This is a genomic window from Coleofasciculus sp. C1-SOL-03, assembly GCF_040220555.1.
In the GTDB taxonomy this organism is placed as follows: Bacteria; Cyanobacteriota; Cyanobacteriia; order Cyanobacteriales; family Coleofasciculaceae; genus Coleofasciculus.
Window position 1 is genome coordinate 62,454 of the sequence record NZ_JAVJUO010000140.1, and the last position, 13,048, is coordinate 75,501.

Sequence of the window (13,048 nt, forward strand, 5' to 3'; positions counted from 1 at the left end):
TTTGAGTTGGCTGATTTATTTCGACCTGCTTTACTAGAATCAGAAGGTCTAGTCAGTCTTGATCTAGACCTTCTGGTTATGTATTTAAAACCCACTATTCGTTTTATCAGGAGGTTGCTGTGACTTTAGGTCAAAGAACTCGTCAATTTTTCACAGCATTGGCTTTAATTTTAGTTCTAGCGACAACATCGGCTTGCCAAGGAAATCAAAGCCAAGCAAAAACACCAACAGCATTAAATCCCAGTGTCACCTATCAACAATTAGAACGAGGGAATACGGCAGCAGGTCAAGAGTTTGGGAATTGGGTGGTGCAAACGGCAAAAGGATTAATTAACGACGCCTACGTGCGTGATAATGATAAGTTAGGCGTTGTGATTACTCCTCAAGTTCGTCCGCAAGAGGTTAAGGATTTAGCCCGGTCTTTAGTTCAAGGGTTTCACCATAATTTTCCGAATCGAGATTTGAAAGTATTGGTATACGCCCCAGATAAAGAACTTATTGTGACAGCTAATTACAATAATCAGTCCAATCAAGTTACCTATCAATAAAAAAGGAGATAATAAACGATGGCAACGAGTGACCAGTATAAACGTCAGATCATGAAGGATTTGGCGGGTGGTAATACTGAATCTCTGGAACCTGTTCCAGAAACACCAGAGCAAGAATATCAAAACTTTGATGACTTTGCACAACGTTCTTCGCGAGATGAACGACGCCAATTATTTGGCAAATCTCTGCATCCTGATCGCATTCCTCCCAGTCAGATGGAACCTGAACTGCGACAGGCGATCGCTCAGATTAAGCCCAATGAACGGGATGATGTGGCGCGTGAGTTTTTCAAGCAACTCAAGAAACGCGGATTGAGCGATCGCGACTTGGAAAAACAACTGGGACTTTCCACCCATCACGCCCGTCGGATGACAGAGGATGATGTAGCTAAACTCGCTGCGTTTACCTATCACTCTCATCCGGATATCTTTCAGGAGGTTTTAGCCGATCAACCTGCGATTGTCAAATTCCTCAGTAATCCCTTAGTGGGGGCGGTTATGGGGGCAATTGCCTCAAAATGGTTGGGACATCGCCGTTAATCCTTTCAATAGTAGAGACGTTGCATGCAACGTCTCTACAATGGTGGCGAAAGTCCTAATCGATGTGTCTACTGCTATATCATTGCCACGAACCTGCGTCAGCAGGTTTTTTATTAGCCATTCGACGGATGATACCCAATCTGATGAAGTCATATCATGTCCGCCGAAATAACCATAATATCCTTCTTCCTTGCAACCTTGCTCCTTCCCTTGGAGCCCTGGAGCCTTCTGCCCTCTGCCTTGTCTCCACCTAAATGTGAGTATTCAACCGGACATGATATCATCCCCTTTCCGAAATGCTAAAGTTTATGCACAACTGATGAAGAAAGCCCGAACCCTTTATAGCTCAGAAATCGTGAGTCGAGCCGAAATGGTGGATGGGATCAGCGTGACTCATAACTATTTGAATCAAGAGGGTGGGATTCCTCTACCTGCAACCTACTTACTGGAACTGAGTCGTGAAATTCGAGAAAAGAAAACTGACATGTCCGTTCGACTCTACAGCGATTATCCATTTCCTTGGCGACGTGAGGAAGCAGGACCCAAAAATCAATTTGAATGGGACGCCCTCAACTACTTAAAAACCAATCCTGAGCAATCTTTTTTCCGAGTTAAAACCCTTGATGGCATTTCTGGTTTGACCTTATCCATCCGCCGTTTACGCCAGCACTTCAGACAATTAAAACCAGCCGATGAAGTTGGCGGGGACTACTATGAGTGTGAGTGGACAACATGAAGAAATGATTGTCTGTACTAAGGAATGTAAAGAAGCCTGAAGTCCTTCCTGTTGCCTAATCTCAACCGTTAACTTTAAATTAGATCTTATGGGATTTACGGAACCCGTTGACGAAGTTGGAGGAGACTATTATGATAGTCTCCATTACAACGATGTGGAATAGGATAGATTTAGGTTTTCCAATTGGCTTAGATGAGGAAATCACTGAGTTTATCAGCCACGCTTGTGTGCAGTTAGAGTCAGGGGATGATATTGTGCTATATTGAGTCAACCCTCAACAGTCGTATAACGTTATTGAGCAACTTACTTATGAGAAAACGAATAACCTTGGATTGGATATAAGGGCTATGCATAAAATATTCGGAGAATTTAAAGAAAATCTATCGAATGAACATGAGTTTTTAATTCTTGGCTTCTCACCGAGTTCCATTCCCATTCAGCAACGCTGGCGCAATAATGGTTTGTCCGCTGATTTTGTCGCTGATTACTTGACTACATTTTTTCCCGCTATTGACGAAGATCCAGATCCTGAGGGAAAGCGGATTGAAATAAAAGGAGCCGTGAGTTATGTCGCGAATGAGTTACTGGAAAACGCGATGAAGTTCAATGACGATAGTTCATCCTATCCGATTAAGTTTGGTCTACATATTTTAGAGGTTGCGGCAGAAATAACATTAGTTTTGCTGGCAACGAATAGTATTTCTCATCAATCTATGTATAAGTTCCAATCCTTCATTAAAGAATTACTGGGATCTGATCTGGATGAACTCTATATCCGTCAACTCGAAAAAAGTGCTGAAGATGAAAGTGGAGGCAGTTCTGGGCTGGGGCTATTAACCATGAAAAATGATTATTTTGCCAAATTAGGTTGGAAATTTGAAACCGTTCAAAAAGAACCAGAGGTGGTTACGGTAACAACTATGGTGCAACTTCAGGTATAGAGCCTAAACCTTCAAAACATAAGATTTTTGATTCGTTATTTTAGGAGATAATGTATTCATGGACAAGCAAGCAGTTCAGGGTGAAAACTACCAAGTAATCGGGGAGCCAGAAACAGCAACCGTATATTTTCAAGGGTCACTGCGACTGGGTGGAATGAAGGAGTACCAACCGATTGTAAACATCCTCGATCAGATGATTCAGCAAGATCCTGCGCTAATTACGTTAAATCTGCGAGAGCTAGAATTCCTGAATAGTTCAGGAATTAGTATGTTGTCGAAATTTGTTCTGAATGTACGTAAAAAGAAGACGATCCAGATTGAAATTAAAGGATCGGATAAAATTCCTTGGCAAGGTAAATCGTTAAAAAATTTACAGCGATTAATGCCAGGGTTAAAGTTGGAATTGGAGTAATTAATAGCCCTGATTTCAACATGGCTAGACTGTTGATCCCTGTTTCTTGAGAGCGCACCGCACTCATCTCAATCTCATCCGCAGGACGACTCACAGTGTTAGAAATTTGTAGCATAATTAAATAATTGCCTAGGGATGAGTCGTACCAGTATTGGAGCAAATTTTACCCAAGTTTGCCTTTACTGAGTATCGTCCAGCAGAGTGAGTTGTTAGCCAAACAAGCCGATGGATCGATTAAATTTCAAGGTACTCCAGCAATTCTGGACGATCGCAAAGTCTTATTGGTTAGGAGATGAGAAATGGCTTGCCAGAGGGTTACTCCTGAGTGTGGTGCTGTTTCTGCTAGCCTATACGGGATTGAGTGTTTTACTCAATAACAAACGAGGGGTACTCATCTCAGCCCTTTCTGCCCAGGATGAAGCCCGTTTCTGGCAAACGGTGATCATTTTTATCGGTGTGCTGGTGATTTATGCACCTCTATTGGCGGGCTATACCTATCTACGCGATCGCCTCAGCCTGCAATGGCGCAAATGGCTCACCCATCGATTCGTGGATAACTATTTTCGCGTTTCGCGTAGCGATCCCTTTGGGAATCGCGCTTATTACAACCTGCATATCGGTAAAACTGAGATTGATAACCCGGATCAACGGATTGCCGAGGATGTCAGGAGTTTTACCCAGGAGTCTCTCACCTTTTTGCTGGTATTGGTGGAGTCGGTGCTGTCGGTGGTTGCGTTCAGCAGTGTACTTTGGGGCATTTCTAAGCCCCTGGTGTTTTTTCTGGTGCTGTATGCTCTAATCGGAACGCTGGTGACGACGTTCGTATTTGGTAAGCCCCTGGTGCGACTTAACTTTGAACAACTCAAGCGGGAAGCAAATCTCCGGTTTAGCTTAGTACGAATTCGGGAAAATGCCGAAGCGATCGCGTTTTACCAGGGAGAGGAGCAAGAGTCGAATCAGGTTAAGCAGCGATTTTTTGATGTGTTTGAGAATGTCAAACGGCTGCTGGTTTGGGAGTTGAATTTAAATATTCTCACCAATGCTTATGAGTTCATCCCCTTCATCCTACCTGCCCTAGTGGTTGCCCCAGCGATTTTTGCCGGAGAAATGGAGGTGGGTAAAGTATCTGAGGCGCAGGGAGCCTTTATTCGCGTCTTCTTCTCCCTCAATGTGGTGGTTGCCCGTTTCCAGCAATTAACCACCTTTGGCGCTGGCATTAATCGTCTCTATACCTTTGCCGAGTTTTTAGAGCAGACAGAGGCAAAACAGGCATCGGAGGTTTCCCAGCCCCAGATTCAGACGGTTGAGGCAGAGCATCTAGCAGTGGAACACCTGAGTCTGCAAACGCCCAATTATCAGCAGACGTTGGTAGAAGATTTATCAATCGAATTACCTGCTGGAGAGGGACTTTTAGTCATGGGACCCAGTGGGTGTGGTAAGAGTTCCCTGCTAAGAGCGATCGCGGGATTATGGGATTCTGGTACAGGTACAATTATTCGTCCGGAACTCAACCAGATTCTATTTTTGCCCCAGCGTCCTTACATGGTACTAGGTACTCTTCGTGATCAATTGCTCTATCCTAACACCCACCTTGAGGTTGAGGAGCAACAGTTGAAACAAGTTTTGGAACAAGTGAATTTAGCGGGTTTAGCTGAACGGTTTGGCGGGTTTGATGCCCAACAGGATTGGGCAGATGTCCTCTCTTTGGGCGAACAACAACGGCTAACCTTTGCCCGATTGCTGCTGAACCAACCCCAGTACGCGATTCTAGACGAAGCAACCAGTGCCTTGGATCTGGGGAATGAGGAACGGTTATATCACCATTTGCAGGCGAAAGGGACGACGTTTTTGAGTGTGGGGCATCGCTCGACGTTGGCAAATTACCATCAGTCTTTGCTGGAACTTTCTCAGGACAAAACCTGGCAGATTAAAGAATCGTTGGCTGGGGTTAAAGACTAATCGGAGTACCCGCCGTTAAGTTTAATTGTGTCCACCTAATTCAACATTCCTCCCCCCGCAGATAGATGAAAGCTATTCCTACTTCTCCCTTACAGTAGGACAATAGTGAATACTTGGATAAACCCATGACTTTGATTGCTGGAAAACCTGCTTCATTTTGGATTGATTCAACGCCAACGTCTACATTTTCTCCTTTTATCAACAACCTGGTTGTCGATGTAGCGATTGTTGGTGCCGGAATCGCGGGACTGACCGCTGCGACTCTGTTAAAGCGTGCGGGTAAAACCGTTGCGGTGATTGAGTCGAAACGAGTTGCTATGGGTGTGAGTGGTCATACAACGGCAAAGATAACATCGCTGCACAAGTTAATCTATGCCGATCTAATTCAGCAATTGGGAGAAGATAAAGCCCGCCTTTATGGAGAGTCCAATCAGGCGGCAATTGAGCAGGTGGCTCAACTGGTTAAAGAGGAGAAGATTGATTGTGATTTTAGCCGTCAAAGTGCCTACACTTTTGCCGATTCTCCAGAACAGTTGAGTCAAATTGAAGCTGAAGTAGAAGCAGCGATCAAGTTAGGACTTCCCGCCTCTTTTGTCAAAGAGACATCACTCCCCTTTCCCATTGAAGGAGCCGTAAAGTTTGAAAATCAAGCGCAGTTTCATGCCCGCAAATATTTGCTTCATTTAGCAAAAACTATTCCCGGTAATGGTAGCTATTTGTTTGATGATACGCGAGTGGAAACCGTTGACGAAGATAGCCCTTGTCAAGTTCAAACGACTAGGGGGGTACTTAAAGCCAAAGATGTAATTGTCACCACAAATTTACCCATTCTGGATCAAGGGCTGTTTTTTGCTAAAGCCTATCCGAAACGTTCTTATATTGTCGCCGCTTCAATTGATCCAGCCAAAGCACCGGATGGGATGTTTATTGGCATCGGTGAACATTATCGATCGCTGCGGACGACGCCCTACAATGATGGTGTACTCTTACTGATTGGTGGCGAGAGTCATAAAACGGGTACAATCACCCAGACAGAGGAACGATATCTGCGTTTAGAAGACTATGGTCGCACCCAGTTTGGCATAGATACTTTCGAGTATCGCTGGTCAACCCAGGATATGGTATCCTTCGACAAGTTACCCTACATTGGTAAATTAACCCCAGTTAACAATCATATCTATGTCGCCACGGGATTTAGTCTCTGGGGTATGACCAAGAGTACCCTATCGGGGATGATTCTATCTGACCTGATTTTAGGACGTTCCAATCCCTGGGCAGATTTGTATGACGCCACTCGCGCCACTCCCTTTATCTCGGAAACCTCGATCAAAGAGAATCTGGACGTGGGTAAGCATTGGATTGGCGATCGCTTGAAGGGATTAGATAAGTCCTCTTTTGCTGATGTTAGCAAAGGGGAAGGAAAACTGCTCACCATTGATGGGAACAAAGTCGCCGCGTATCGAGATGAAAAGGGTTCAATTCATGCGGTTTCCGCCGTTTGTCCTCACTTAGGCTGTATTGTTGATTGGAATAGTGCTGAGAAGAGTTGGGATTGTCCCTGTCACGGTTCCCGCTTTACCTGTGATGGAAAAATTCTCCAAGCACCAGCGGTTAAGGAGATGGAACGGATTCAATAGTTGTGCGTAGTGGGAGCATCTTGCTCCCCTTAGTCAGTCTGAGTTTCTATCTGTGCGATCGCGTCTTCTGGCGAAGCATCACCTTTAGTCACAGCCGTAATTCCGGGTAAATATTCATCCATCATCATCACGTTAGTATAAACTAAGCGTTTGCTCAATGGAAACGTGAGGGTTGCACCTTCTACATCAATACTGGTTTTGTAGCGGATTTCTCCGTCAACAAAATCTAATTCAAAATTACCAAGAATCATGCCATAATTAGCTCTGGCAATAAATTCTCCTACAGCCCGACGCTTAGGTTTTGGCACTTTGACAGGGCAAATCGAGTAAAAGACAAACTGCGATTGTTCAACTCTCGTTCTAGCGTAGCAAGTCCATGTGCCATTTTTGCCTTGAAATAGCATCCGCAACGTTGGCTCACCTTGAACCTTGGCAAAAGACCAATCATCGTCTGTGAAGAATTTGATAATGGTATCAAAAAGCTGGGGATGGGAATCATCTTGAGTGTTATCCTCAAATTGACTCGCATCAGCTAATTGTTCAAAAGCATTAACCATTTCCTCAAGAATCGGAGTAATGCTTTCTTCGGTTATGGAGGATAGATTGGTATCAACCCATTCTTCAAATCCTTTTGCTACTTCGTCAAGGGCTTGAGAAATGGCTTCGGTTCCCATTGTTGAGAGATTAGCATCAGTCCAATCTTTGAAAAAGTTAAAGATAGCTTCGTTAATTTTTTCACTATCAATCGTATCAGCATTCATAGCTGAGGGAGGTAGATAATCCCAGAAGGTACGATAGCCTGTTTCAACAGGTTCTCGTTGTTGTTTGACCTGTAAGGCTAACCAACTTTCGGTAGAGAGTAAGGGGTGATTGGGTTGTTCTTGGCTTAGGCGTTTGAGGTAGGCTGGTGGATCATCAAGGTGAGGGGTGAGGTGTGGGAGTAAATCGGGTTTTAAAGTGGCGGTAATTTCGATATTGGGTTCGCTTAAGAATTCTCCGTGTGAAAGGGTGCCGCGCAGTTCGGGTTTAAGGTTGAATAGTGCCTCGCTGTCAATGCGCTGGTAGAGTTCGGGGGTAACACAGAAGGTGAGATGAGGTGAAATTAACGTGTCGTTTTGTTGGGTAAAGGTGAGTGTTTTTGCGTAGATAGTTAGGAGCAATTGGGAGGAGGCTTGTAGGGTGATTTCGGTGTTTATTAGATAAGTTTTAGTGTAAATAGTCATAGGATTTTCTATCAACGTCAGAATCTTATTAATCACATTCTTAACCTGTTTAATAGTACCCCTCAGCCCCATCAATCATGTAGGCTAAAAAACTAATCACTACCGACAGAGCCTGCCCCAAGGATTATGAATTTAGAGCAACCGTCTTTTTGGGCTCACCATTGCCTTCCTAGCTGAAGAATATCTACTACACAGTCTACGAGAACATTGCCCCAATTAACTCAATCGCTCTGGATCAGTCCTTTCATCCCAGGTAGTTGTTCCACCTAATTGATGAACAAGATCTGAAACCCAATTGGCAAGTGGCGTGTCATCGATAAAGAATTCCTCCCCAAAAACTCCTATGTTCAGGATTATTTGTAACGGATTACCTACTCTTTGACGAACAGACAAATCACTTGAAGTTTTTTCATGATACTTACCTAGTTGCATAAATGCTTCATGAATATTAGTAAATATGTGTTTTGGTACGTGGGGGACCTGGGAATGTAGTTCATCGATAAGCAAAATATTCTCTCTCAGTTCCCCTAACCTATCTAATATTTTTTTGGCTTGTGCTAGAGAATCGAAATCATAGAAATCGGCAACTACTACACATTTAATAGGAAAATGTAATGGTTCCCCTTTCCAACTCTTGTCACGGGCAAAAGTGCGTATTAGAGCAGTATCTTTCACCTCCAGATTAATAGGTTTTAAGAGCTTTAAATTGATCTCAGATGTATCTGACCATATATCCTCCCAATCGTCGCTAGGTGGGTAATCCATTAAATAATCTGTAAGGAAATAGTCTATACTCCACCGATCAAAGGAAGCTTCCGGAATTCCCAAATCTTTGAGCATTGTTGCCATCATTTCTTCGGTTCCTTTGTTGATGCGTTGTATTTGTGTACTTGTCGCAAAAAAAGATAACTGGTTTATCTTTTTATCCAATGAAACACTCCAAAGTGTAAAGTTTTCCATATTACCTCTCTCAATCGGGTGGATTATCATTAGGACCACGGAATTTTTTTCCGACTTTACGGATGTATCTTCCTTTGTTTTTGGCGCTATTACATGACTCGCATAAAATTCGTAAATTACTTGGGTTATCATACCACTTATTCCTCTGTTCTTGAGTCATATTGTGACCTTCTCTGTTCCAGTGGACAGTAACATCTTCGATATGGTCTATCTCTGCTTCTGCTTTTGTCACAAGAGGTTTATGGTTTGGACCGAAAGGTTCCTGGTTTTGACAACGATACAATTCTTCGCCTGCTGGTGTCTTTTGTCCAGAATCAGCCTGTGCAAACACCTGAGCTTTTGAGGTAAACTTCTTCTTGTAAAACTTATCACGTATGCTAATCGTAGAAGGTATTTCCCACGTATCGGGATTCACTACATATCTAGAACCGTGTTTCCCCTCTTGGGGGGTGTAAGAAGGTGCTTTTTCTTGATCAAAAGTATATTGATCCCGCGTTCCAGGAATAAGATAACAGCTATAAAGATCTGGGTTTTCTGTCCATTTTTTTGTTCGTCTCTGAGCTGCCCGCAGATTTACTTTCAGTAGATCAGCAAGCTGCTGGGTTGAAAAGCTATTTTTGCCAAATGCTGTCTTTGCCCTGCTTAGGTCTTCATCCTCACGACCTTCTGCTTTGTCTCCTCCAGTTATTTTACTCCGAGCAATAACATAGTCATAATTCCAAGTTTTGCCTCCATCAATCACTGTAATTGATTGAAAAATTGGATAGTTTCTCTTTGTGATCGATGCTACTTCTTGAGCATCTTGTTTTTTGATTTTGCCTTCTTGCCTATGCTGGCGGTCTGCGGTATCAATTGCTTTTAGTCCTTCCTTAATCTTACGGTCATGTTCAGTATCTGCATCTGGCGTATTCGTTCCTTTACCCTTACCCAACAAACTCTTACCCTTCTCCACGATAAAATTCGCCACCTTATGCATGGCATTTTCTATCGGAGCCTGAATCTTCTTAATAACGGTCTTAATCTGCTCACTAATCCCACCTAAGCCAATCAATCGCGCAAGGAAACTAATCACAACCGGAAGCGTGCGCCCCATCGTCTGTTCCACATAATTAGCCGCCGCCTTAATATTCCCTCCAGCAATACTGCCAATCGATGAAAATACCGCTTCAGCTAACGCCGCAATCTGCTTACCCCGTTCAATAAAGAACATGACGGTATTGTAAATCGCCGTCACCGCCTGAATAACTGCACCCGCCGGATTAAACATCGAGATCAGTTTAGTAATCGCCGCCGTGATAACACTGTTCTGTACCCAACTGCGGATACCGCCAATCACCATGTCTTTCAGGTTACCGACAAATTCGGTTATCTTCTGCCAAGCTGCACCTAATCCGCCAGTGACAATAGTTTTCAGGAAAGTAAAGAGTTTCTCAAGTTTCTTAACTCTTGGCTCACCAATCAGCTTAACTAACATCCCCCGGAGTCGCTGATAGGTTAACCCCAACACTTGCATAACCAGGGAGAAAATCCCCTTCAGGTTAAACTGAGCTGGCAGCGTCAACCCAGCACCCGCCAACGCACCAAACAACCAACCCACTAACCCTTTCTTCAGGTGACTTAAGATATTACCAGAAAACTGTTGGAAGCCACCGCGAACTGCCCCAACCAGATTACCAATAAATTTAACCGGGTCGTTAATAATCGTACTGAACACACCCCCAGCACGGCGGATAATCGCCATTACTTTAGCACCGCCAGCACCCATCACCCCTTCAAAGACGAATTCCATCACTTTCTTACCCGCAGCGATGGCAAAATTCTTGATTCGTCCAATGGGTTCAGTAAAGACGTTTTTAATCTTGGCAAAAGCTGAACTTGGACTCACTAAATCTGTAAGTCCCAAAGAATCCCAGGCTTTCTTGAACAATCCTTTAATTGCTGTCCAAGTCAGATTGAGTTTAGCGATTTGTTGAGTAAACCAGGTATAGGCTTTATCAATTGCCCCAGATTTTTGTAAATTCGCAAAAAATTCTTTACCTTTAGGTACAAGGCTGAGGACGCCTTGAATCAAGTTAGTTGCATTGCGCTCTACTGGCGTTCCCTTAATTGGGTCTTTACCTACAACTACTTTGAGTAGAGGATAGCCAGGAATACTGCTCGCTAGATTCGCTACAGGACTCAGGATGGCGCTTTTGGCTTCTGCTAATGAGGTCGGTATGCCAAATAAACCTCTTTGGATACGAGGACTGGTGGAACTTACAGCCAATGATGTGTAGGCTTTTGCCTGAATAGGTTGTGTTTCTGTCTCCGCTTCTGTTGCTTCTGGTTTAAAAGACTGTTCTTTATTGAGACTGGCTTGGGCAATAGAATCAGGGACTGTTTTCGCCACCAGGGTTTGTGTGGATTGGACTGGCTTATTCCGGCTTACTTCCCCGTGACGAACAGGAAGTTCCTTGGCTTGCAGTGTTTCCTCTTCCTCTTCCTCTTGAACCTGTCGCTGCACCTGTTTATTCAGGCGCATGGCTGCACCCTGCTGGATTGTGTGGGTTAACTCATGTGCGGTTAACTCATCGACATTGGGAGATTTTCCTGCACCATAGTAAATATTACTGCCATGGGTAAACGCCTGCGCTCCCAACTCCTTATTCATCTGCACGGCTGTGGAGTCAGTATGCACGCGCACGGGACTAAAATCAGCACCGAAGCTCGGCTCCATGAAACTACGGACATTCGCAGGTAAAGGATTCCCTCCACCCTTAGAACTCGCCAGACGATTTTCTATACTGGGACTGGCTTGGCTGGTATCTGAGGCGGAGCGTTGCACTAAGGAACTAATCGATTTAGCCAGAGGGGGTTTTTCGGCTTCGGTTTGGCGCTGAACAGACTGGGATAGAGTAGAATCTGGCATTGCCATGACTTTCGCCGCCATGGTATCCGCTTCTTGTTCGTATTTATCTCCTGGTTCGCCAATGGTTAATTTGGTTTGAACGGATTCGTCTTGTTCCTCTTGTTCCTCTTGCTGTTCACATTCACTACATTTCGCCTGAATCGCCCCATCAGACTGTACTGGCTGTTGAGGACGTTTCTGTTCCTTGTTGTTTTTGAGTTGAAGATTAAACGGGGTATCATCTGAACCCGAAGCAGTATCATCCTCTGGGTTATCGGGTGGAGAACTGGCAAATGGCTGATTGTGAAGCGATTCGGGTTGTGTTTCTTCCGATTCTTCTACTTGACTTTCGCCAGAACTATCCTGGCGTTGGACAGAATAATCCTGAGCTAATTGTTGAGCCTTAAACTGATTCAACCCATTTAATACAGAATTAGCTCGTTGTCCTATCTGGGGTTGATACTGATGCTCTAATCCGCTGGTGGAAAGCGTCCTCTGTACTGGAGATGGCTGTGTACCTGGAGTATTAACCGGAACCGTGAGCCAGTTAGAACTCAAACGGGATGCTTTTTCCTTTCGAGCTTGCAAATCCGGCTTTTGAGATTGTGAGTGTGTACTTCCTGCTTCCTCCTGCTGATTAGGAGTGACATCTTCTTCCTTTTCCTCTGTGTTGGGAGACTCCGGATTTGGTGATGCGGAGGCGGACAGTTCCTTTGGCTGAACTGTCTCTTCTTCCTCGTCTGAAGTTGCCTCAACCTCTGGCACTTCTGGCTGCTGTATGTTGGGTTCTAACGCTTCACTTGCTGGTTGTTTCTGAACAGGTTGCGGGGGTGGGGTTTTGGGTACATTAACTGGGACATTAAGACCGTTGTAGCCGACAAAGGCTGACTGCTCCAGTTTCTGTTGTAAAAACGCCTTCTGTTCTTCCGGTGAGCGTCGCACCACAGGTTTCTGCGGCTTGGGGACTTTGAAACGGCGTCGCGGCAACGGATTCGGTCCGGACTGCCGACTCAAGGGTGAGAAATTTTTTTTGCGGATGGGTTCTCGAAAAGACATTAGCCGACGCTCCCCCAATCAATGTTGGTTGGTCTTTTGAGTGCCTCCCTATCCCGCCAATAGCCTGTGTGGGATTGTTGGAAGAAAATATCCTTAATCATACCTCCAAGGAGAGAAAGACACTAGAACCGTTTCACGAAACTTAACAT

The 13,048-nt window shown here is 44.4% G+C and carries 11 protein-coding genes; 8 read left to right on the forward strand and 3 right to left on the reverse strand.

The features are described from left to right. Positions 1-119 precede the first annotated feature (119 nt). The 8 genes from RIE73_RS22170 (at position 120) to RIE73_RS22205 (ending at position 6,773) form a co-directional block, all read left to right on the forward strand. Positions 120-548 carry a hypothetical protein gene (locus tag RIE73_RS22170; protein WP_446403249.1) on the forward strand — a complete coding sequence of 143 codons (429 nt, stop codon included), beginning with the start codon at positions 120-122 and terminating at the stop codon, positions 546-548. Positions 549-566: 18 nt separating this feature from the next. Next, positions 567-1,088: a hypothetical protein gene (locus RIE73_RS22175; RefSeq protein WP_446403250.1), complete on the forward strand. Its 522-nt coding sequence runs from the start codon at positions 567-569 to the stop codon at positions 1,086-1,088. Positions 1,089-1,362: 274 nt separating this feature from the next. Continuing rightward, positions 1,363-1,824: a c-type heme family protein gene (locus tag RIE73_RS22180; protein WP_446403251.1), complete on the forward strand. Its 462-nt coding sequence runs from the start codon at positions 1,363-1,365 to the stop codon at positions 1,822-1,824. 131 nt (positions 1,825-1,955) lie between these two features. Continuing rightward, positions 1,956-2,090, forward strand: coding sequence for a hypothetical protein (locus RIE73_RS22185; protein WP_446403252.1), 135 nt, complete (start codon positions 1,956-1,958; stop codon positions 2,088-2,090). Positions 2,091-2,171: 81 nt separating this feature from the next. Beyond that, entirely contained in the window at positions 2,172-2,765 is a 594-nt protein-coding gene (locus RIE73_RS22190; RefSeq protein ID WP_446403253.1) for a DUF6272 family protein, read from the forward strand. A 58-nt stretch (positions 2,766-2,823) separates the two neighbouring features. Continuing rightward, positions 2,824-3,177, forward strand: a complete 354-nt coding sequence (locus RIE73_RS22195; protein WP_446403254.1) for a slr1659 superfamily regulator — start codon at positions 2,824-2,826, stop codon at positions 3,175-3,177. 225 nt (positions 3,178-3,402) lie between these two features. Then, entirely contained in the window at positions 3,403-5,136 is a 1,734-nt protein-coding gene (locus RIE73_RS22200; protein ID WP_446403255.1) for an ABC transporter ATP-binding protein/permease, read from the forward strand. A gap of 125 nt (positions 5,137-5,261) precedes the next feature. Continuing rightward, positions 5,262-6,773 carry an FAD-dependent oxidoreductase gene (locus tag RIE73_RS22205; protein WP_446403256.1) on the forward strand — a complete coding sequence of 504 codons (1,512 nt, stop codon included), beginning with the start codon at positions 5,262-5,264 and terminating at the stop codon, positions 6,771-6,773. Between the two features lie 29 nt (positions 6,774-6,802). On the opposite strand, the gene RIE73_RS22210 is transcribed toward RIE73_RS22205, so the two are convergent. From RIE73_RS22210 to RIE73_RS22220, 3 genes are all read right to left on the reverse strand, one after another. Then, positions 6,803-7,996 (reverse strand): YbjN domain-containing protein, encoded by a 1,194-nt coding sequence (locus RIE73_RS22210; RefSeq protein ID WP_446403257.1) that lies wholly within the window; start codon positions 7,994-7,996, stop codon positions 6,803-6,805. A 216-nt stretch (positions 7,997-8,212) separates the two neighbouring features. Next, entirely contained in the window at positions 8,213-8,956 is a 744-nt protein-coding gene (locus tag RIE73_RS22215) for a hypothetical protein (protein WP_446403258.1), read from the reverse strand. Between the two features lie 10 nt (positions 8,957-8,966). Then, positions 8,967-12,899, reverse strand: a complete 3,933-nt coding sequence (locus tag RIE73_RS22220) for an eCIS core domain-containing protein (protein WP_446403259.1) — start codon at positions 12,897-12,899, stop codon at positions 8,967-8,969. Positions 12,900-13,048: the final 149 nt, after the last annotated feature.